A 21,305-nucleotide genomic window follows, 5' to 3' on the forward strand; every position below is an offset into this window, starting at 1 on the left:
AAAGAGTGCGCCTGCCGCCGTCATGAAAAGTTCACAAATGTAATCAAATATTCATTTAAATGTCACGATAACGAGGTGGCTAGCGTCATGAAAAGCCCAAACCCCATGGAAGTGGAACTTAAACTGGCCCTTGCCCCGACAGGGCCTGCGGCGCTGACTCAACACCCGTATCTCGCTTCACACGCCGTGCGTAAACAAACGTTGACCAATACCTACTTTGATACCCCTCAGGGTGATCTGGCGAAAGCACATATTGCGCTGCGACTTCGCCAGGTAGACGGCCAGGTGCTGCAAACGGTGAAAACCGCTGGCCAAGGTGGTGGCGGGCTTTCCCAGCGCGAAGAGTGGGAGTGGCAAGTGGCTGGTCCGCAGTTGGATCTCGCTTCAATTGCCAAACTCCCCCCTTTTCAAGGCGAACTTAGCGGTGTGCTAGATGCCCTCGCTCCCCAACTCAGCACCGATTTCACACGGCGTAGCTGGCAGCTAAAAGAGGGCGGACAAGGTCAGGAGAGTCATGTCGAGCTGGTATTGGATGAAGGCGAAATTATTAGCGGTGACTACCGCACGCCGATTCGCGAAGCAGAGCTCGAATTAAAAGGCGGCGAGCCTGAAGCTCTGTGGGCGCTGGCATTGACCCTTGCTGAACAGGTACCCCTGCGACCCTCGGACAGTAGCAAGGCGGCCCGTGGCAATGCGCTTAGTAGCCAACACTGGCCGCTCCCCGAAGCGCACTCCCCGGCAGAGTGGCTGCACCGTGCCACGCTGGCGCTGGACGCCTACCACGACAGCCAACAAGCCAGCTTTTTAAACGATGCCCAGCAGGCGCTGGCCACTCTCGCCGAACATCCCGAACTGGATGCCACCGCACGCGCTTATGCCCAGGCGCTGCCTGGCGCGCTCGATGCGGACGGCCAGCCCAATGCAGCCTACGGTAAAGCGGCGTTAGCGCTCGCCCATCGCTTGGCGTACCAAACCGCGCTACGCTAGGTCCTAGCGCACTTTTCAGGACGGCATTGAGGTCCACTTCAGGATGATGCAATGAATTTAAACTTAACCCCCGGCGCGGAAGGCCTACGCACCCGCCTGTTTCATATCATATTTGAGTCTGACACGCCGGGAGCCAAAGCGTTTGATATCGCCTTGATTGTGGCGATTCTACTCAGCGTTGCGGTCATTATGCTGGGCAGTATCGAGACTTATGCCGAGCGGTACGGTGAGCTATTCTTCTATCTTGAGTGGGTCTTCACGCTATTGTTCAGCATTGAGCTGATCTTGCGCATTTACTGCCTGGAAAAGCCGACGCTCTATTTAAGAAGCTTTTACGGGATCGTCGACTTGATTGCCGTGTTGCCCCCATGGCTAGTGCTTTTGGTACCAGGCGCCCATGGATTGGTGATCGTTCGTCTGCTGCGAGTACTGCGCATTTTTCGTATTCTGCGCCTGATGGAGTTTGTCGGCGAGGCGCGTCTTTTAATGGATGCCCTTAAACGCAGCATGCGCCAGATATTGCTGTTTTTTAGCGCCATATTAATGGTGATTACCCTGTTCGCGGCGCTGATGTACACCATCGAATCCTCTGAGGCGGGCTTCACCAGTATTCCGATGTCGATGTACTGGGCCATTGTCAGCATGACCACCGTCGGCTATGGCGACATCGTCCCCGCTACTGCGCTGGGTAAATCGATTACGGTGGTACTCATGCTGCTCGGCTACTCGATCATTGCCGTGCCCACCGGGGTGTTTTCCGCTCAGGTGATTCGCTCGATCCGTGAAGAGCGTTACTCCGAAGAAGCCTGCCCCGGCTGCGGTCACGAACGCCATGAAAAACGCGCCCGCTACTGCCTACGCTGCGGCACCTGGCTGGATGAAGACAGCGAAGACCCGCGCAAGAAGGATGACGACAAAACAGATGACGCTCAAGAAAATCGCCACGAGAGTGACGAAGACAAGAACTAAGACAAAAACGCGCCCCAAGACAGCTAAGCTAAATCGTCAAACAAAATAGCCAAATCTGGGGCGCGCAGCGTTTATTTAATGCGGTATGGAGTGGTTATCTAACCGATCACTCCACTTCGTGCGGGGCTTCCCAGGCGTCTAACTCAGCCTCGCTCCAGGCACCGTAAGTAGCGTTGGGGAACACGATCCAATCGTTGCCAAAACGCTCGGCATTCTCTTCAACAAGCGCATGCTGCTGGTCAAGGTCGGCGCCCGCGAAGTCACCCGCGAAATCGTGAAGGGAATCCCCCAGCTGCATCACCAGAGTGTGGTTATCCACCACTTCCGCGCGACGTTCTGCCTTGGCAGGCCCCAGCAACATCACGCTCTGTTCAGAGACTTGGGGTAGCTCTAGCGCTTCCAAGGTGGCGATAGTGTCGGCCTCGTTCTCCTGGTAGCGATCAGAGACGTAAAAAATGGCCACGCCCTGCTCATCCGCGTAATCCAGGAACGCTTTGGCACCCGGCATCAAACGCGGCTCGCCTTCACGCTCCCAATGCTTCCATGTGTCCCAAGTGGTGTAGTCGTGGCATGCCTGCATGTCGCGAACCAACAGAGCGCTATTATCCAGCACCGTTTCATCCAGGTCGGTAATGATCGCCAAGTCGTCGCTACCACCATGCGCCTCAATCTGATCCTCAAGCCGGTAGGTGGCGAGGGCAAAACCCTGACGCTGCAGAGCAGCGGCTTCAGCAGACTGCTGTTGATAGCGCAGGCCCATTGCATAAGCTTCCTGGGCACATATTTCTGCGTCATCACTATTTGCATGGCTGGTCAGCGGTAAAGCGGTGAGGCTGGCTAGAGCAGCAAGGGTGCAGAGGCGAGAAGGGAATGGCTTCGTCATTGAATGATCTCCTGGGCTAGGCGATCTCAAAAAGACGAGGCGATTCCTCGCCTTAAAGGATCACAATTTATTATCGAAAAGAACCGTTAGGATCATATTTTATTTTCATTGAACATTCAAATAATGAAAAATAGACAAACTCCCTGCTCATTAAAGCTAAAAGCAGGGATTTGCTCTGAAAAGTGTTTTTAGACGACGAAAGGAGAAATATCGCCGCGCCCTTCACGGATGATTTTCGGCGGCAGTTCGCGCAGGTCGATGACGCTGGTGGGGTCTAAATGGCAGGCGCCGCCGTCGATAATGGCATCCAGGTGGGCGCCAAAACGCTCGCGGATCTCTTCCGGGTCGTTCATGGGCAGGTCATCGCCCACCGGAATCAACGTTACGCTCATCAACGGCTCGCCTAATGCGGCCAGTAACGCGTGGGTAATGCGGTGATCCGGTACGCGCACGCCAATGGAGCGCCGCTTGGGATGCAGTAGCAGGCGCGGCACTTCTGAAGTGGCATCCAGAATATAAGTATAAGGGCCTGGGGTATGGGCTTTCAGCAACCGAAATACATCGTTATCCACCTTGGCGTAGGTGCCAATTTCCGAGAGATCGGAGCACACCAGGGTGAAGTTGTGTTTATCGTCCAGTGAACGTAGCCATTTTATCTTCTCAATGGCTTTCTTCTCACCCAGATGGCAGCCAAGCGCATAGCCCGAATCAGTGGGGTAAGCAACCACACCGCCTTTACGAATGATCTCAATCGACTGATCGATGAGGCGTTTCTGAGGGTTTTCCGGGTGAATCTGAAAATATTGGCTCATTGGTAACTCCTGTCCGTAGGCCCTGCCTATACAGCATAGCCGACTTGGCTTTTAACTGACCGGGCTTTGCAATGACCCGGCTGTGATTTAACCGACCGCCAGCAGGCCGGGTGACGCATCGCGCAGGTGCAGCAGCCGGGGATGCTGCCATATGGGGGGCGCCGCAGTGCGCGGCACTAGGCTCATGCTGCCGGGGGCCGCATGACTGCCAGGGAAGTGAAAATCGCTGCCCATAGAAGCGTAAAGGTCGCGCTCCACTAGCTGACGCGCCAGGTCGCGGGTGCTATCCGGGTTCTGCTGGCCGCTGACCAGTTCAACCGCTTGGCCGCCCGCCGCTTGGAAGGTATCCATCAACAGGCCTCGCTTGCGCCGGGTTAAGCCGTGGCGCAGTGGATGGGCAATCACGGCCACACCGCCGGAATCGACAATCCAGCTCACGGCTTCGCTGATTTCCGGCCAGTGGGCTTTAACATCGCCCTTTTTGCCGCTGCCCAGATAGCGCTTGAAGGCGCTGGCCCAGTCGGGCACCACGCCTTCCGCTACCAGCGCGCGGGCAAAGTCCGGGCGGCCTAGCGGGCGGTCACTGCCAGCGTGCAGGCGCGCTTTTTCCAGCGCGTTGGATAAACCGACTTTTTCCAGCCTTTCGGCGATCACTGCTGCACGCTGTATCCGAGCTTCACGCTGCTGAATCAGGCCTTCCACCATTGCCCCCTGCAAGCCACCGGGCATCAGCGCCACCACATGGATATTGACGCCCTGCCAGCGTGTGGATAACTCACAGCCGGGGATAAGACACAGCCCTGCTTGCTCCGCCGCGCGGCCCGCTTCTTCAATGCCGTCCATGGTATCGTGATCGGTGAGCGACATGTGCGTCAGCCCGCGTTCGGCACACAGGGTTACCAGCTCGGTGGGCGTTAACGCGCCATCGGAAGCGGTTGAGTGCATGTGCAAATCAACTGGGTAGCGCTGATCGGCATCAAAGGTATAGGGAAGTCGAGGCATAAGCATGACGCCGTGTGGCCAGTTTGTCAGAATGCGCTTTTCAGCTGTGAATGAACCCTTCGCAATGGGTAAGATATGGTGCGCGCTTATGCCAGTGCGGTCAATTAACGGTCACTTTGCATCCTCGTCTTATCAAGGAGTTATACCCAAATGCTGTATGCCATTATGAGTGAAGATGTACCCAATAGCTTAGAGCGCCGCTTAGCGGCCCGGCCAGACCACTTGGCACGCCTGGAAGCGCTGCGCGATGAAGGCCGCCTGGTACTGGCTGGCCCTCACCCTGCCATCGACGCTGAAAATCCTGGCGATGCAGGCTTTTCCGGCAGCTTGGTGGTAGCGGAATTCGACAGCCTGGAAGACGCCAAGGCGTGGGCCGACGCTGACCCATACATTATTGCAGGGGTGTATGCCAAGGTAATTGTTAAGCCGTTCAAGAAAGTTATGCCTTGACGCCAATAGGCAAGTATGGAGGGTTCGTCGGCTTTTTCACAGAGCCTGTGGAAAACTCTGTGCAAACCCGGCGGACGCTTTGCGCTAAGCCAGAGATAACGCCAGCGCTAACAAATTGATCATTTTTTAACCACCTGTTCATCAATACGGATACCTGCGTGACCCAACGTTCAAACGCTTTGCCACCGCTTGCGGCATTAACGACGCCAACCCTTACCTGGAACGAGGGAGCCCCCCACGCAACAGCGTTTGATGACATCTATTTCACCCGTGGCGATGGGCGCGCAGAGACCGAACATGTCTTTCTGGGTGCCAATCACCTCCCCGAACGCTTTGCCGCCTGGGAAGCCGCGCGGCCCTTTGTGATTGGCGAAACCGGCTTTGGCACCGGGCTCAATATGCTCTGCGCCTGGGCCTGTTTTGAACAACATGCCCCTTCTTCTGCACGACTGCACCTGTTATCCACAGAGAAGTTTCCCCTTGAGCTAGCTGCCCTTGAACAAGCATTAGCTAGCTGGCCCTCGCTGGCGACTTATACACAGGCGCTCTGTGCCCAGTGGCCCGCCGCGGTTAGCGGTATTCACCGCCTGCACTTAACCGATCGCGTCACCCTTGATCTGCATTTCGGCGATACCACTGAGCGCCTGGAGCAGTTGGATGGTCAGGTCGACGCCTGGTTTTTAGACGGCTTTGCGCCGTCTAAAAACCCCGATATGTGGCAGCCTGAATTGTTTAACGCCATGGCCGCCCGTTCACGCCCCGGCGCGACTTTCGCCACTTTCACCTGCGCAGGCATCGTTAAGCGGGGCCTGAAAGCGGCGGGCTTTAACTGGAAGAAAGTGCCGGGCTATGGCCGCAAGCGGGAAATGCTAGCGGGCAGTATCGAAGCTCCACCAGCGGATCACCGCCGCCAGGCCACTCCCTGGTTTATCCCACCGCCTGCGACACCGGCCAAGCACGTTGTGATAGTCGGCGCCGGGTTGGCGGGAAGCAGCGTAGCGGCAGCGCTGGCACGGCGGGGCATTAAGGTGACAGTGGTGGAGCGCGAAGCACCCGGTGCGGGCGGTTCGGGTAATCGCCAGGGCGCGCTATATGTAAAGCTTGCCGCCGAGACCAATCACCAAAGCCGGGTTTATCTTGCTGGGCTGTTGTACAGCCAGCGCTGGTTAACGCAGCAAAACTCCCCCCAAAGCTTATGGCAGCCCTGCGGCGTGGTGCAGTTGGCAAGCAGTGATAAAGAGGCACGCCGCCAGCAGCGTTTTATCGAGCAACACCCGCTGCCACCTGAAGTCGTCACGGGCATGGAGAACCCGACGTTAACCGAAACGGCGGCAATCACCGTCAGTGCACCTCACGGGCTTTATTATCCACAGGCGGGGTGGGTAAGGCCTAAGGCGCTGTGTGAGTACTTGCTTAGCCAACCAGGCATTAGCTTGCAGCAAGGCGACGTTAGCTCCCTTACCCAACTAGAAAACGGCTGGCAACTGAACTTGGCCGATGGCAGTACGTTGCGGGCGGATCAGGTGGTGATTGCCAGCGCGCATTTGGCTAACTGCTTTACGCAAACGGCGGAATTACCGCTACAGTCGGTGCGCGGCCAGATTAGCGAGCTAACGCTACCCAATGAGGTAGCGGGCCCTAAACGCGTCGTCTGTGCTGGCGGCTATGTGGCGCCCGCTTTAGAGGGTGTGCTGACCTTCGGGGCTAGCTTTGTACCCAACAATGCGACAACTGATGTGACGGATGACGACCATCAGCGCAATATCGATGAGCTGCGCCAGACGCTGCCCGCGTTGGTAAAGGCGTTGGAACAGGCAGGCATTGAGCTGAGCCCTGAGAACCTTAAGGGCCGTGCCGCCGTGCGTGCAGCAAGCCCCGACAAAACCCCTTACGCTGGGCCGGTGCCGGTGGCAGAAGCATGGCGGGCAGACTATTCGCTGCTGAGCAAAGATGCCACCCGCGTGGCGGAGATACCTGGCAGGCACCATCCAGGCCTGTGGATATCCACCGCCCACGGCTCAAGGGGGCTCGCCAGCGCGCCGCTTTGTGCCGAGGTAATCGCCTCACGAATCTGCGATGAACCAATGCCACTAGAAGCGCCGCTGGTCGATCACTTACACCCAGGGCGGCGGATTATTAGTGCAATTATTCGTGGGCAGACTTAATAGACAAGCTTGAGATTGCCGCGTCGCTGCGCTCCTCGCAACGACATTTTTGGGTGGGCGCCTGGCTACAACACTCTCTTGTCATCGCGAACGAAGCGCGGCGATCTCGGATTTGCCTGCCAATGCCAGCAAAGATTGCTGCGTCGCTGCGCTCCTCGCAACGACATATTGGGTGGGCGCCTGACCACAACATTCTTTTGTCATCGCGAGCGAAGCGCGGCGATCTCGGGTTTACCTGCCAATGCCAGCAAAGATTGCTTCGTCGCTGCGCTCCTCGCAACGACATATTGGGTGGGCGCCTGACCACAACATTCTTTTGTCATCGCGAGCGAAGCGCGGCGATCTCGGGTTTACCTGCCAATGCCAGCAAAGATTGCTTCGTCGTTTCACTCCCCGCAATGACACATTGGCTGGGCGCCTGGCTACAACATTCTTTTGTCATCGCGAGCGAAGCGCGGCGATCTCGGGTTTGCCTGCCAATGCCAGCAAAGATTGCTTCGTCGTTTCACTCCTCGCAATGACACATAGGCGTCATTGCGAACGAAGTGAAGCAATCTGGGGTGGGTGCCCCGACAGGCTGAGATTGCTTCGTCGTTTCACTCTCGCCATGACACATAGGCGTCATTGCGAACGAAGTGAAGCAATCTGGGGTGGGGGCCCCGACAGGCTGAGATTGCTTCGTCGTTTCACTCTCGCCATGACACATTGGCTAGGCGCCTGGCTACAACATTCTTTTGTCATCGCGAGCGAAGCGCGGCGATCTCGGGTTTGCCTGCCAATGCCAGCAAAGATTGCTTCGTCGTTTCACTCCTCGCAATGACACATAGGCGTCATTGCGAACGAAGTGAAGCAATCTGGGGTGGGTGCCCCGACAGGCTGAGATTGCTTCGTCGTTTCACTCTCGCCATGACACATTGGCTAGGCGCCTGGCTACAACATTCTTTTGTCATCGCGAGCGAAGCGCGGCGATCTCGGGTTTGCCTGCCAATGCCAGCAAAGATTGCTTCGTCGTTTCACTCCTCGCAATGACACATAGGCGTCATTGCGAACGAAGTGAAGCAATCTGGGGTGGGTGCCCCGACAGGCTGAGATTGCTTCGTCGTTTCACTCCTCGCAATGACACATAGGCGTCATTGAGAACGAAGTGAAGCAATCTGGGGTGGGTGCCCCACAGGATGAGATTGCCGCGTCGCTGCGCTCCTCGCGACGACATATTGGGAGGCTTTTCGCAAGATGAGGCTAAATATCGCCCTCTTCTTCGTCGTCGGCGACATCGCGCCCAAACGAGCGCCACTGAGCCAGGGTCATCACTTCGGTCATCTCTAGCTCAAGGTCGTGAGCGATAATCAGTTCATTGCGCTCAAGCTGCTTTTTCAGTTCGGCTACCCAGCCGTGCATGCCCTCGCCCGTGGTATCAGTAGTGTCGTAGCCCTGGCGGGTCACAAACGCCTCTAGCAGGGCATTGAGGGTGTCCGGCGGCAGCATTCGGGCGGGTACTTCAATAAAACGGCTCATTAACGCTGCTCCCACTCAGCCAAACGTTCGATAAAGGTGGCTTCGTCCACGACTTCCACGCCCATCTGTTCAGCTTTAGTAAGTTTACTGCCCGCCGCTTCGCCTGCGACCAGGCAGGTAGTCTTCTTCGATACACTACCCGCCACCTTAGCACCCAACGCCTGCAAGCGTGCTTTACCCTCATCCCGGGTCATACTCTCCAGCGAGCCGGTGAGCACCCAGGTCTGGCCTTCCAGCGGAGTAGGGCCTTGGGTGACTTCCGCCTCCTGCCAGGTAATGCCCGCATCAATCAGCGCGGCAATGGTTTCCTGATTGTGCGGTTGGCGGAAGAAAGTATGCACATGGGCGGCCACTATCGGGCCGACATCGTTGACCGCTTCCAGCGCTTCCAACTCAGCGGCTTGAATGGCCTCAAGGGTACCAAAGTGGTTGGCGAGATTGGCCGCCGTCGCCTCGCCTACTTCACGAATACCTAAGGCGTAAATAAACCGCGCCAGCGTAGTCGATTTAGCAGTTTCAAGTGCGTTGACCAAGTTGGTGGCTGATTTCTCGCCCATACGCGGCAGGCTTTGAAGCTGTTCGACAGACAAGTGAAACAGCGCCGCCGGCGTTTCTACCCAGCCCAAATCAACTAACTGCACGATCAACTTTTCGCCCAAGCCGTCAATATCCAGCGCTTTGCGACTGGCGAAATGCTTGAGCGCTTCTTTACGCTGCGCCGCACAGTAAAGGCCCCCCGAACAGCGAGCGACCGCTTCACCTTCAATACGCTCGATATCCGAACCGCACACCGGGCAATGTTCGGGAAAAATGATCTCCCTTGCATCCTCTGGTCGCAGCTCGGTATGCACGCTCACGACTTGAGGAATCACATCACCGGCCCGGCGAATCGACACCGTATCGCCGATCATGACATCCAAGCGTTTGATCTCATCGGCGTTGTGCAGCGTCGCGTTAGACACCGTTACCCCGGCCACGGTGACTGGTTCCAGGCGCGCCACGGGCGTAATCGCCCCGGTTCGGCCGACCTGGAACTCCACATCGTTAAGCGTGGTGACCTCTTCCTGAGCCGGATACTTGAACGCCACCGCCCAGCGCGGCGCGCGGGCAACAAAGCCAAGTTCGCGCTGGTGGCGCAGGTCGTTCACCTTGATCACCACACCGTCGATATCGAAACCTAAATCATCTCGCCTTTCGCCTAACTGGTCACAGTAATCGGCAACGGCCTGAGGGCCTTTGACCACCTTCAATTCTGAACTGGCGCGAAAGCCTAACGTGGACAAACGCTGCATTAGTTCGCTGTGCGCAGTATCCCCTAAGTCTGGCTCCAAGCGCGCAGCCTGATAAGCATGAAACTCTAGCGGGCGTTTTGCCGTGATGCGTGGATCCAACTGGCGCAGGCTGCCTGCCGCCGCGTTGCGGGGGTTGGCAAAGACCTTGCTGCCCTCTTCCCGGGCGCGCTCGTTCAGCGCCTCAAAGCCCGCATGGCGCATAATGACCTCACCCCGTACTTCTAACAGCGCAGGCACGTTTTTACCCATCAGCTTGAGCGGTACCGAGCGCAGCGTGCGCAGATTAGAGGTAATGCCTTCGCCGGTGCGGCCATCGCCGCGGGTCGCACCGCTCACCAACATGCCCTGCTCATAGACTAGCGAGACGGCCGCGCCATCCAACTTTGGCTCGCAGGTAAATTCAAGGTCGTCTGCCGTGCATTCGAGGCGTTCGGCCACCCGTTCAGCAAAGGCGAGGATATCGTCACGGCTAAAGGCGTTATCCAGCGACAGCATGGGGATAGCGTGGGCCACCGATGGAAAGCCATCCGCAGGGGCAGCGCCCACACGCTGAGTGGGTGAATCGGGAGTGACCAACTCCGGATGCTCAGCCTCCAACTGCTGTAAACGCTGAAATTTACGATCATAGTCGGCATCCGTCAGCGTCGGTTCATCCAGTACGTAGTAACGGTAGTTGGCCTCGTCCAGGGCGGCCCGCAGTTGGTTAATCTCTTCCAGAGATTGAGAATCAGACTGACTCATTGGGGTGGGTTCCAGTACTAGCTAAAATCGGCAGCGAAAACGCAAAAGCTAAATTTCAAAAGCTAAATTTCAAAAGCTAAATTTCAAAAACATAAAAAATGACAAAACAACAGCGTATTGAACAGAAACACCCGCCTCCTGGCAAGAAGGCGGGTGTTTCACAGCAAGTGCTGCTTCGTCGGTTAGTAGGCGACGATTAGCGGGCTTGCAGTTGACGATGCAGGCGATGGCGGCGCTCAAACTCACGCACCCGCTGGCGGGCAAACTCGATCGTTTGTGCGGTCATCACGCTGCGGTTTTCGTCTTTTAGCTCGCCGCCCATATGGCGAACCACCACCATGGCGGTTTCTACCATCGCCTCAAAGGCAGCGGCGCTATCGATGGCGCCAGGTAGCGGCATCAACAGCGTGATACCGGGCGTCATAAACTCACCCATCTCTTCAATGGGGAAAGTACCCGGTTTAACCACATTCACCATCGAGAACTGAAGCTCACTAGCATCGCTCTCGGTTTCAAAGCGGTGGAAAACACCCATTTCACTGCTGTAGCGCAAACCGCACACCATCATCAGCTCAAGTAGTTTGGTGCCATCGAAGCCTTCTGGATCACGGGACAGAACGCTAATCACCACGACTTCTTCGGCATTGGACAGCGTCTCTTTAGCGTGTTCACCGTTCACATCATGGCGCAGAGCTTTTTCTAACGTTGGGTGTACGCGGACTCGCTCGTTCATCCCACGCTCGCCGGCCGTTTGGCCGTCATAAGCGTCTGCCTCGAAGCTTTCTTCAAAACCTTCTTCGTGGGCTGCATACTCATGGCTTGCGTAGCGACGCGCCTCTTCATCGGCAGCATGCTGCTGGGCGGCTAGCCTTTCGGCGGCAGCCGCTTCTTCACGAGCTTGGGCCTGCTCTTGAGCAAGGCGGGCACGCTCTGCGTCAGCGGCTTCTTTGGCTTCACGCTTCTGCTCTGCTTCCAGCGCTTTGCGCTCGGCCTTCTGTTGGGCCAAGGCTTGATCACGCACCGCTTTCTCAGCTTTTTTGCGCTGCTTCTCTTTACGCCGCGCAATCAAACGACGCTTCAGCGAGCGCCCCATGCCTTCAAAGTCGACCAGGCGATACTCATCAACTTCGTCATCATCCAACTCGTCGTATTCGCCCGCTGTATCAGAACGCAACTGACGCCGTTTCGGCGAATGCTCATTGGCGTGTTTAGCAAATACTGCATCTTCTGGCTCAGCCCGCAGCACAGGCTCCTGGGTGTGCTCTGGTTCCTGCTGAGTGCGAGGCTGTGCCGCCATTTCGCTGTCTGTTTCAGTGGCAGCTGCGTCACTGGCGGTGAACGAGATAGCATCTGAAGCAGCAGGTTGAGACGCTTCAACGTTCTCTTCTGCCACCGGAGAGCTAGGCGTTGCAGCAGAAGACGCAGGCTGCTCAATTTGTGGTTCCGGCTGCGAAGGTGCTGTCGCCTTGACCTGCGGCCTCTCGGTTTGAGGAGAGCCAGCTTGAGGAGAACCAGTTTGTGCAGAGTCAGTCATTGAGATACTGGGCTCGCGGCGCTCATGTTCAGTGGGCGCATTGTGGGCAGCATAACTAGCAGAAGACGTCGCCGCAGAAGTGACTGGCGGCTCTGTCTTAACGGCTACGCTTGGTGCTGGCTTAGCAACTGATGCTGCTTTATCGAGTTTATCTGCCTTATCAGCTTTGCGCTTGGCGGCTTTAGCAGAGGCGGAACGTCTAAACTCTGAAAGCACTCTAGAAGGCCCAGGATGCTCTTGACGTTCTAACTTTGGTTTATTACCTAAGCCACTATAGTCTGCGGGTTTAACAACTCGAGCACCGCCATTTGGAAGTTCCCAATTGATCTCCGCAGCTTTAGCAGCCTCCTCGGGATCATCTAGCGAACTCCCGGATAGGTCTTTCTCCGCCTGATCCAGACGGGGTACACGACGCTGCCGTTGAAGTCTTCGCACACCGTCAATAACGATGAGCGATACCAACGCCAGCCCTAAAATGATTAGCCACTCTCTTAGTTCCATGTCGAACGTTCCATGGTCGTCTTGCCGGTTGCTAAGGCACGGTGTCTAAAATGTCATGCCTGAATATAGGTAACGGCTATTGAATAATTACCTGCTATCAATAAAGCCAAGCATAGCGCGATTACTACCAAAAGGGCCAATTTTTGCTGCATTTAACGCGATTTTCACGCCATGGCAGAATTCTGCCTCTCTTTAGGCCAGAGAAATCTGACCTTAACTTCAAACAAAAGTGCCGCAATCATTAGATCTAACATCTATAAATAGCTTTATAAAGGAATCCGAGAAGCAAGAAAAGCCGTTTTGACAACCGACACACCCGCCATTGCGTATTGCCTCTATAAGCCGTTTAACCATCTCAAGCGCGCTATTAGTAGGGTTAATATAGTTAAGAAGAACGCTTTAGGACATTTTTTTACGCATTTTTCCAACAAAAAGTTTATCTACTTGGCGTTTGCCGCTTCAGCTTTGCTCACTCTACTATCGCCAATAGTGCTTTCGCTAACTCTGCTTTCGACAATAGCCTCCTTGGAAAAACGCTCTCAACAGAAGTGCTCTTCCAAGAACTCTGCTGCTTAGTCTTCGTTCTCCCAGGTCTCAATCAGAATGCTTTCACTGCTGCTTGGTAGGATAGGGAGTTAGTTTAATCGACCAGCGCCGCCGCTTCTTCAATACCCACCGAGACTAACCGCGATACGCCGGGCTCTTGCATGGTGACACCCATCAAGCGCTCGGCGGCTTCCATGGCAATCTTGTTGTGGGTGATGTAGATAAACTGAACGTTTTCAGACATCTCTTTCACCAGCCTGGCGTAACGGCCCACGTTGGCGTCATCCAAGGGGGCATCGACTTCATCCAGCATACAGAACGGCGCGGGGTTAAGCTGAAAGATCGCAAATACCAGCGACAGCGCAGTCAGCGCCTTCTCGCCGCCCGAGAGCAGATGAATGGTGCTGTTCTTCTTACCCGGCGGGCGGGCCATAATCGCCACGCCGGTTTCCAACAGATCATCGCCGGTTAGCGTTAGCCATGCAGCACCGCCGCCGAATACGCGAGGGAAAAGGGTTTGTAGCCCAGTGTTCACCTGATCAAAGGTTTCGCGGAAACGCACACGGGTTTCTTGATCGATACGCTTAATCGCCCTTTCGAGGGTTTCCAGCGCTTCGGTCAGCTCAGCATGCTGCGCTTCCAGATAATTTCGCCGCTCGGCCTGCTGGTCGTACTCCTCAATGGCAGCGAGGTTGATCGCCCCCAAGCGGCGAATTTTATCCGTGGTGCTTTCCAGGCGTTCCTGCCAACGGGTTTCCGTCGCTTCCTGGGGTAACTGTTCGGCAAGAGTCTCGACGTTATGACCAAGCTCAGCTAACTGCTCATCCTGGGTGGTGGCTTTAAGCGCCAGCGCCTGCACGTCCATGCGCCGCTGCTGGAGCTGCTCGCGGCTCTGTTCCAGGTTGCGCTCGTGCTGCTGGCGGGCAAGTTCATCGTTACGCAGCTGTTCTGCCAGTGCCTGAGCCTGCTGACGAGTGGCGTTTAAGCGCCCTTCCTGCTGCTCGCGCTGATGAAGCAGCTCTTCAAGCTCTTCACCGGCCAGCTCGTCGGGTTCGATCAGCATTTCCCGTGACTCTTCCAGCTCGGCAATCCGCAGCGAGAGCCGCTCTTCAGAGTCACTTGAACGCGCCTGCTGTGAGCGCAGACTATCGCGCTCGGCACTCAAGCGTTCACGCTCCAGCGCCAGCGCCTGCTGCTGCGCTTTGAGCGGGGCGTGCTGCTGGGTCAACTGGTCACGCGCTTCACGCTGCCGGTTGCGCTGTTCGGCGCTGGTTTCCCGCGCTTGCGCCGCGCTTTCCAACTGTTCCATCGCCACATGCCAGCGGGCACGCTGCTCGTCGATGGTAAGCGCCAACTCCGCCTCATCTTCTTGCAGCTGGGCAAGCTCTTCATCGAGTTCAGTGGCGCGACTCTCCAGATGTTCCAAGCGCTGGGCCAGGCTGCGCTCTTTTACCGCCAGCTGTTGCAGGGTGGCGGCGTGGGCGCGCTCCTGTTCGGCCTGCTGTTCACGGGCCTGTTCCAGGGTTTCAATGGTTTCACTGGCCGCTTCACACTGCGCTTCTGCCAGCGCCAGCGCCTCTTCTTCGCTTTCGCGCTGGGCGGTCAGTTCGGCGTAGCGGCGGCGCGTTAATAGCAGCCCGTCGATACCTTCGCCGTTGGCCTGCTGGTTCAGCCAGCCGCGGCCCAGCCAAACGCCATCCTGGCTTACCACGCTTTCGCCAGGTGCGAGGTGCGCTACCTGCGCCTCCGCTTGTTCTGCCGTTTGCGTATAGTGAATGCTCGCTAACCATTCACCCAACGCACCGGCGCCTTTGACCAAGCTGTCTAATCGCTGGCCAGAGGTTGAGGCGGCGGATGGTGTTTGATCAATCAGCCGCCACTCCGTGGCTAAGGCTTCAGGTAAAGCGGCCAGTTGGTGGCGGTTCACCAGGCGGGCATTGAGCCAAGGCGCGAGCAGCCAGGACACCAGCGTTTCCCAGCCGGGCTCAACCTGCAGTGCTTCGCCCAGTTGAGGGGCATCCGCTAAACCATACGCTTCTAAGGTCGTGCCAATAGCAGGATCGTGATCCACCAGGGCGGCATCAATCAACGCTTGAAGTGAGGCCAACTCACCCTGGCGCTGACTGAGTTCAGCGCGCTGATTGTCCCGCGTCTGAGTGGCCTGCTGGTAGGCTGCTTTAGCATCGCCGTAGCGCTGCTGCCATTGATCCCGCTGGGTTTGAAAACCTTCCGACTGCTCCTCGGCCTCGGTCAACTGCGCCTGGCACACAGCGTGCTCTTCACGCAGCGCGGTGAGATCGGCTACCTCGCTGCGCTGCTGACGGCGGCGCTGATTTTCCGCCTGTAAGCGCTGAATACGCTGTTCAAGGTCGCGCAACTGATCCTGGCTGCGATCCGCATCGCGGCTGGCATCCCGCCAGCGGGTTTCGGCATCGGCCCACTGCTGCTCGGCGGCTTCCAGTGCGGGAGATGCGTCGGCCAACGCCTGCTCCAGGCTTTCGAGCTGCTCCTCCAGCGCTTCGTGTTCGGGGAGCAGATCCTCAAAGCGCTCGTCAATGGCGGCTAAACGCTCCTGATCGCCTTCGCTAACGCGGCGCTGCTCGTCCAATTCGCGCCGAGCCGTGGCGATGTCGCTGGCCAGCTGGGTTTCACGGCTACGCCGGTGGGCCTGATCCTGTTCTAAACGGGCGATGCGCGTAGTGGTTTCAAAGAACTGCTGCTGATGGCGATCGAGCACCTCAGAAAGTTCGTCGTGCTGCTCCCGGGCCTGCTCCAGGCGGGTTTCGCACTGGCGGACGCCGAAGACATCTTTTTCTACCGCTATTTCCAATTCGCGAACGCGGCTCTCTTGATGCGATTGCTCGGAGCGCAGGGCGCGCCCGCGCAGCAGCGCCAGCTCGCCCTTGAGCCGATACTCCTGCTCCTTGAGATCCTGATAGCGTTTGGCGGCTTCGGCCTGACGCTTGAGGCGCTCTAGCTGTTTATCCAGCTCTTCGCGAATATCGTCCAGACGCTCCAGGTTCTCCTGGGTTCGCCGCATGCGGTTTTCGGTTTCCCGGCGGCGCTCTTTGTACTTGGAGATACCCGCGGCCTCTTCAAGCGTTGAGCGCAGATCGTCGGGGCGGGCTTCGATCAGCCGCGAGATCATCCCCTGGCCGATAATCGCGTAGGAGCGCGGCCCCAGACCGGTACCCATAAACAGGTCGGCGATATCGCGCCGACGGCATTTCTGGCCATTAAAGAAGTAGTTGGATTGTCCGTCGCGGGTGACCAAGCGCTTAACGGCAATTTCCGCGTACTGGGCGTAAACGCCGCCCATGCCGCCATCGCGGTTGTCGAACTTGAGTTCTATGGACGCCTGGCTGATCGGTTTACGGCCGGTGGAGCCGTTAAAGATAACGTCGGCCATGGATTCACCGCGCAGGGTTTTGGCGGATGACTCCCCCATCACCCAGCGCACGGCGTCAATAATATTGGATTTACCGCAGCCGTTGGGGCCTACGATGGCGGTCATATTGCCATCGAAGGGCACCGTGACGGGATCCACAAAGGACTTAAACCCGACTAAGCGAATCGACGTTAAGCGCATACCGAAGCGGCGTTCCTGTTGCGATTATTCAAAGACACGGTTAATCACCACTTCGGCCGCTTCGTCGTCTTCAATTGGCCCGATGCTGACGCTCTCAAGGTCACCAAACAGATCCCCGGGCTGGGGCGCTGCTTGGCCAGAAGGAGAAACACGCACCACTAAACGGGCTTCCTGTACCTGGGATATTTGCGCCTGGGGAGACATCGCGACACTGTTATCTAGCGTCACGGTCATAGGCAGCTCGGATACCTGTGCCCGCACCACGGCCAGGGGCGGTAACTCGCCCTCAATATCGCGGGCGGTAATAAAGACGCTGGCATCGCCATCTACGCGCCCGACGAGCTCCTCATCCAGCGAGACACGCACACGAATGCCGGTGCCCTCGGTGACGGCTTCTTCGGGTTCAATACCCAATCGCTCCTGAGCCACGCGAATGCCGTCGCGTAGCGAGGACACAGTGTTGGGATCCTCGATATTGGCAATCGCCCGGCGCCAGTGGTCAATAGCCTGCTCGTAATCGCCGTTGTCGAAGGCATTAATGCCCAGCAAGCCCAGCACGGTGGGCTGGCGGGGATCCTGCTCCAACGTCTCGTCGACCAACGCTTGTACTTCGTCGGTAAGCTCGCGCTCAGCCATAAAGAAACGAATTTGCGCCAACTGCGCAAGCAGCGGTGGAATGCGCCCTTCAATCTCGATCAGGCGCTCCAGGGCGTCCACGGCCTTGGGCATTTGTCCGGTTTCACGGTAGAGCGGAAACAGCTCGCTCCACACATTAGGGTTATCCGGCTGGCGTTCGGCCTGCTCCTCCATGCGCTCGATATACATGGCAAGCGATCCATCAGGGTCGTTCTGCACTTCTTGCTGCACGGCCAGTAGCACCAGGTCGCCCTCAGCGCCCTTTTGCTGATACCAAATAACGCTAACAGCGACCACAGCGAGCATCACCACAGGCACGACAATACGGCCGGCGCTGGCAGCCTTTAGCGGCCGACGCTCGCGAAAAGCAGTGTCTTCCAGCAGGCTGCGCTCGAGTTCCAGCCGGTCTTCCTCAAAGCGTGCGGCATCTATGTCGCCGCGTTCAAGAGCCGCTTCCAGTGACGCCAAGCGGCGCTTGAAAATCGCCACGTTCTGCTCGGCGGAGGTGTCGTTGGCTTCAAAATCGCGCTGCTGGTCATGCAGGGCACGCGCGTTTCTTAGCGGCGAAACCAGCAGCCACAGCGCGGGGAGCAGTAGAATGGCAATGGCTATCCAGAGCAGCGTCATGAAGACCCCTTACGGTTAGTCAGCGCGTCTATGCGCTGGCGTTCTTCGGCGCTCAACGCTTTAGCAGAGGCGTTACGGCGGGCGCGAATCATCAGCACAACCACCATCGCACCTAGCAACACCAGGGCGATGGGCAAGCCCCAAAGCAGGTAGGTACGGCTCTCTAAACGCGGGTTGTAGAGAATATATTCACCAAACCGCTGCACCATATGGTTGATAATTTCGATATCCGACTGCCCGTCTTGCAACAGTTGATAAACCCGCTCACGCATATCTGCCGAAATGGGTGCATCGGAATCGTTTATGGCTTGGTTTTCACACAGTGGGCAGCGCATGGAGGCGGTTAAATCGTGATAGCGCTTCTCCATGACCGGGTCGTCAAATTCGCGCAGTTCGATACCACCTGCCGCTGCACCAAACGCTATGACCAGCAGTAGTAGCGCTGCCATGGTTCGCATTAGCGCCATTTTTCCACCTCCGGAAGAATTCGCTCGCGCACGTCTTGCGGTGATACGTAGCCTTTATGGTGATAGCGAATGACCCCGTCGGCATCGACCAGGAATGTCTCCGGGGCGCCGTAGACGCCAAGATCAAACCCTAGCTCGCCTTCCGGATCAAAAATATTAACTTCAAACGGATCGCCAAATTCGCTGAGAAACTGCATGCCTTTCTCGCGGGTATCGCGGTAGTTGACCCCGACCATGCGAATGTCGTTATCAGCCAGTTCCAGCAGTTGCGGCATCTCCTGCTTACAGGCCGGACACCACTCGCCCCACACATTCACCAACGTCACCTCACCCTTTAACAGCGTTTGGTCAACGCGGCGATTCTCATCACGCAGCGTGCTGGCTTCAAAGGTCGGGAACTCCCGCGCCATCAGCGCTGAATCCCGCTGGGAGGGGTCTAGCGAGAGGCCTTGGTAAAAGAACAGCGCCAGGGCTAAAAAACACACCGGCAACAGTAATAGCAGTAGCCGTCGCTTCATGCAGTGGCCTCCCGTGCGCCATTTTGAGTACTGTTCTGAGTACTATCATCCTGGCTAGCCACTTTGGGCGCTTCACGGGTGGATGCGGTACGGCGGTAGCGCTTGTCGAGCACCGCCAATACACCGCCAAACGCCATTAGCAGTGCGCCCAGCCAGAGCCAACGGACGAACGGCTTATACTGCACCCGCATTGCCCAACTGCCATCGCCCAGGTTCTCACCCATGGCGACATAGAGGTCGCGGAACAGCCCTGGGCGCAGGGCCACTTGCGTCATCGGCATACCGGTGGCCAGGTAGAGACGCTTTTCGGGCCGCATGGTAAAGCTGCTGCCTGAGTCGCCGCGCTGCACTTGTAGAATCGAGGTGTCCGCCAGGAAGTTAGCGCCACGACGCTCGGTTAACTCGGTCATGGTGAACTGATAGCCCGCGACTTCGACCGTGGTGCCCGGCGACATGCGCACGTTGCGCTCAATGTTGTAGTTGGACACTACCGTCACGCCGACGATAGTGACCGCAACACCTACGTGCCCCAGCACCATGCCCCAATAAGCCAGGGAGAGCTTACGAACACCGGCCAAAAACGAACTGGCGTGGCGGGTTTTATCGAATACATCACGCACCATCGGCAGCACAATCCACAGTGCAGAGACAATGCCCAGGGAGACAAACAGGTTCCACTCGCCACGGTACAGCAGCGGCATTAATATGCCGATCACCAATGCGGCCACACCGGCTAACCACAGTTTACGAATCAGGTCGCGTGCCGCCATGCTCTTCCAGCGCGTTACCGAGCCAAGCCCCATAAAGATACACATCAACACGGTAAGCGGCACAAACAGGGTATTAAAGTAAGGCGGGCCCACGCTGATTTTCCCCAGCCCCAGAGAATCCAGAATCAGCGGATAGACGGTACCCAGTAGCACGGTGACGGTCATAATCACCAGAAAGATATTATTAACCAGCAGCAGCGCATCCCGGGAGAGCCAGTTAAACCCCACCTTATGACTTACCCGCGGAGCGCGCAGGGCAAACACCAGCAGCGACAGCGTTACCGTAATGGCCAGCAGCATCAGGATAAAGAAACCGCGGGCCGGGTCGTTAGCGAACGCATGCACCGAGGTCAGCACCCCAGAGCGCACCAGGAAAGTGCCCATTAGCGACAGCGAGAAGGTCGAGATCGCCAGCAGCACGGTCCAGCTTTTAAACGAGCCGCGCTTCTCGGTGACCGCGAGTGAGTGAACCAGTGCGGTTCCCGTCAGCCAGGGCAGCAGTGAAGCGTTTTCGACCGGATCCCAGAACCACCAGCCACCCCAGCCAAGCTCGTAATAGGCCCACCAACTGCCTAACGCGATACCCACGGTCAGGAATGCCCAGGCCAGATTCGTCCAGGGCCTTGCCCAGCGCGTCCAGGCCGCGTCTAAACGACCGCCCATCAGCGCTGCAATGGCAAATGCAAAGACCACGGAAAAGCCCACATAGCCCATGTAGAGCATCGGCGGATGCACCACTAGCCCGAAGTCTTGCAACAGCGGGTTAAGGTCGGCGCCATCCTGGGGCATACCGGGCAGTAGCCGCTCGAAGGGGTTCGATGTCATCAGAATAAACAGTAAGAAGCCGACGCAAACCATACCCATCACGCCCATTACTCGCGCGACCATATCCCGCGGCAGGTTGCCGGTAAACAGGCTGGCCGCACACCCCCAGCCCGCGAGCATAAAGCTCCACAGCAGCACCGACCCTTCATGGTTGCCCCACACCGCGCTGAACTTGTAGTACCAGGGCAGCAGCGAGTTGGAGTTGTTGGCCACGTTCGCCACGCTAAAGTCGTCCAGCATATAGCTGGCGGTCAAACAGGCGTAGGCAATGGCAATGAACACAAACTGCCCCACCGCCATGGGCTGACCATAGGCCATCCACAGCGGGCGCCGGGTGGCCGCACCGGCCAGCGGCATCACGGCCTGCACCGCCGCCATCAGCAGCGCGATAATGAGGGCAAAGTGGCCAATTTCAGGAATCATTTTGATAAACATGTGCGCTCCGAACCAGCACTGGCGGTAAGGCAAGGCGGTTA

General features: G+C 57.3%; 15 protein-coding genes. 4 read left to right on the top strand and 11 right to left on the bottom strand.

Annotation, left to right across the window (positions count from 1 at the left end; all coding sequences use genetic code 11):
* The first annotated feature begins 87 nt into the window (after positions 1-87).
* Both K7H09_RS13295 and K7H09_RS13300 read left to right on the top strand, forming a co-directional pair.
* On the top strand, positions 88-987 hold the full coding sequence (locus tag K7H09_RS13295; protein WP_159176107.1) for a CYTH domain-containing protein: 900 nt from the start codon (positions 88-90) through the stop codon (positions 985-987).
* A 51-nt stretch (positions 988-1,038) separates the two neighbouring features.
* The gene (locus K7H09_RS13300) at positions 1,039-1,956 is read left to right on the top strand and encodes an ion transporter (RefSeq protein ID WP_159176106.1); all 918 of its coding nucleotides are present in this window, start codon (positions 1,039-1,041) and stop codon (positions 1,954-1,956) included.
* Between the two features lie 106 nt (positions 1,957-2,062).
* On the opposite strand, the gene K7H09_RS13305 is transcribed toward K7H09_RS13300, so the two are convergent.
* From K7H09_RS13305 to K7H09_RS13315, 3 genes are all read right to left on the bottom strand, one after another.
* A complete protein-coding gene (locus tag K7H09_RS13305) occupies positions 2,063-2,839 on the bottom strand; it encodes a 5'-nucleotidase, lipoprotein e(P4) family (RefSeq protein WP_022519942.1) in 777 nt (258 codons plus the stop codon).
* A 188-nt stretch (positions 2,840-3,027) separates the two neighbouring features.
* Positions 3,028-3,651 (bottom strand): L-threonylcarbamoyladenylate synthase, encoded by a 624-nt coding sequence (locus K7H09_RS13310; RefSeq protein WP_138800955.1) that lies wholly within the window; start codon positions 3,649-3,651, stop codon positions 3,028-3,030.
* An 87-nt stretch (positions 3,652-3,738) separates the two neighbouring features.
* Positions 3,739-4,659 carry a PHP domain-containing protein gene (locus K7H09_RS13315; RefSeq protein ID WP_230804895.1) on the bottom strand — a complete coding sequence of 307 codons (921 nt, stop codon included), beginning with the start codon at positions 4,657-4,659 and terminating at the stop codon, positions 3,739-3,741.
* 144 nt (positions 4,660-4,803) lie between these two features.
* Here K7H09_RS13315 and K7H09_RS13320 point away from each other — a divergent pair, with 144 nt between their 5' ends.
* Both K7H09_RS13320 and mnmC read left to right on the top strand, forming a co-directional pair.
* Positions 4,804-5,103, top strand: a complete 300-nt coding sequence (locus K7H09_RS13320) for a YciI family protein (protein ID WP_022519945.1) — start codon at positions 4,804-4,806, stop codon at positions 5,101-5,103.
* 158 nt (positions 5,104-5,261) lie between these two features.
* Positions 5,262-7,268: a bifunctional tRNA (5-methylaminomethyl-2-thiouridine)(34)-methyltransferase MnmD/FAD-dependent 5-carboxymethylaminomethyl-2-thiouridine(34) oxidoreductase MnmC gene (gene mnmC, locus K7H09_RS13325; protein WP_230804898.1), complete on the top strand. Its 2,007-nt coding sequence runs from the start codon at positions 5,262-5,264 to the stop codon at positions 7,266-7,268.
* 1,239 nt (positions 7,269-8,507) lie between these two features.
* Here the strand turns inward: mnmC and K7H09_RS13330 are convergent.
* From K7H09_RS13330 to K7H09_RS13365, 8 genes are all read right to left on the bottom strand, one after another.
* A complete protein-coding gene (locus K7H09_RS13330) occupies positions 8,508-8,783 on the bottom strand; it encodes a YheU family protein (RefSeq protein WP_022519947.1) in 276 nt (91 codons plus the stop codon).
* Entirely contained in the window at positions 8,783-10,816 is a 2,034-nt protein-coding gene (ligA, locus tag K7H09_RS13335) for an NAD-dependent DNA ligase LigA (RefSeq protein WP_230804900.1), read from the bottom strand. Before ligA ends, K7H09_RS13330 begins: the two co-directional genes overlap by 1 nt.
* Before the next feature lie 196 nt (positions 10,817-11,012).
* On the bottom strand, positions 11,013-12,851 hold the full coding sequence (zipA, locus tag K7H09_RS13340; RefSeq protein ID WP_159176101.1) for a cell division protein ZipA: 1,839 nt from the start codon (positions 12,849-12,851) through the stop codon (positions 11,013-11,015).
* A gap of 640 nt (positions 12,852-13,491) precedes the next feature.
* On the bottom strand, positions 13,492-16,986 hold the full coding sequence (gene smc / locus K7H09_RS13345) for a chromosome segregation protein SMC (RefSeq protein WP_230804902.1): 3,495 nt from the start codon (positions 16,984-16,986) through the stop codon (positions 13,492-13,494).
* Between the two features lie 24 nt (positions 16,987-17,010).
* Entirely contained in the window at positions 17,011-18,249 is a 1,239-nt protein-coding gene (ccmI, locus tag K7H09_RS13350) for a c-type cytochrome biogenesis protein CcmI (RefSeq protein WP_039858736.1), read from the bottom strand.
* Entirely contained in the window at positions 18,246-18,716 is a 471-nt protein-coding gene (locus tag K7H09_RS13355; RefSeq protein ID WP_039858734.1) for a cytochrome c-type biogenesis protein, read from the bottom strand. The genes ccmI and K7H09_RS13355 overlap by 4 nt, the downstream gene beginning before the upstream one ends.
* On the bottom strand, positions 18,707-19,234 hold the full coding sequence (locus K7H09_RS13360) for a DsbE family thiol:disulfide interchange protein (RefSeq protein WP_041157622.1): 528 nt from the start codon (positions 19,232-19,234) through the stop codon (positions 18,707-18,709). Before K7H09_RS13360 ends, K7H09_RS13355 begins: the two co-directional genes overlap by 10 nt.
* On the bottom strand, positions 19,231-21,264 hold the full coding sequence (locus K7H09_RS13365; RefSeq protein WP_022519954.1) for a heme lyase CcmF/NrfE family subunit: 2,034 nt from the start codon (positions 21,262-21,264) through the stop codon (positions 19,231-19,233). The genes K7H09_RS13360 and K7H09_RS13365 overlap by 4 nt, the downstream gene beginning before the upstream one ends.
* Positions 21,265-21,305: the final 41 nt, after the last annotated feature.

Origin of the sequence: Halomonas sp. IOP_14, assembly GCF_021021315.1 — a bacterium.
Lineage (GTDB): Bacteria > Pseudomonadota > Gammaproteobacteria > Pseudomonadales > Halomonadaceae > Vreelandella > Vreelandella titanicae.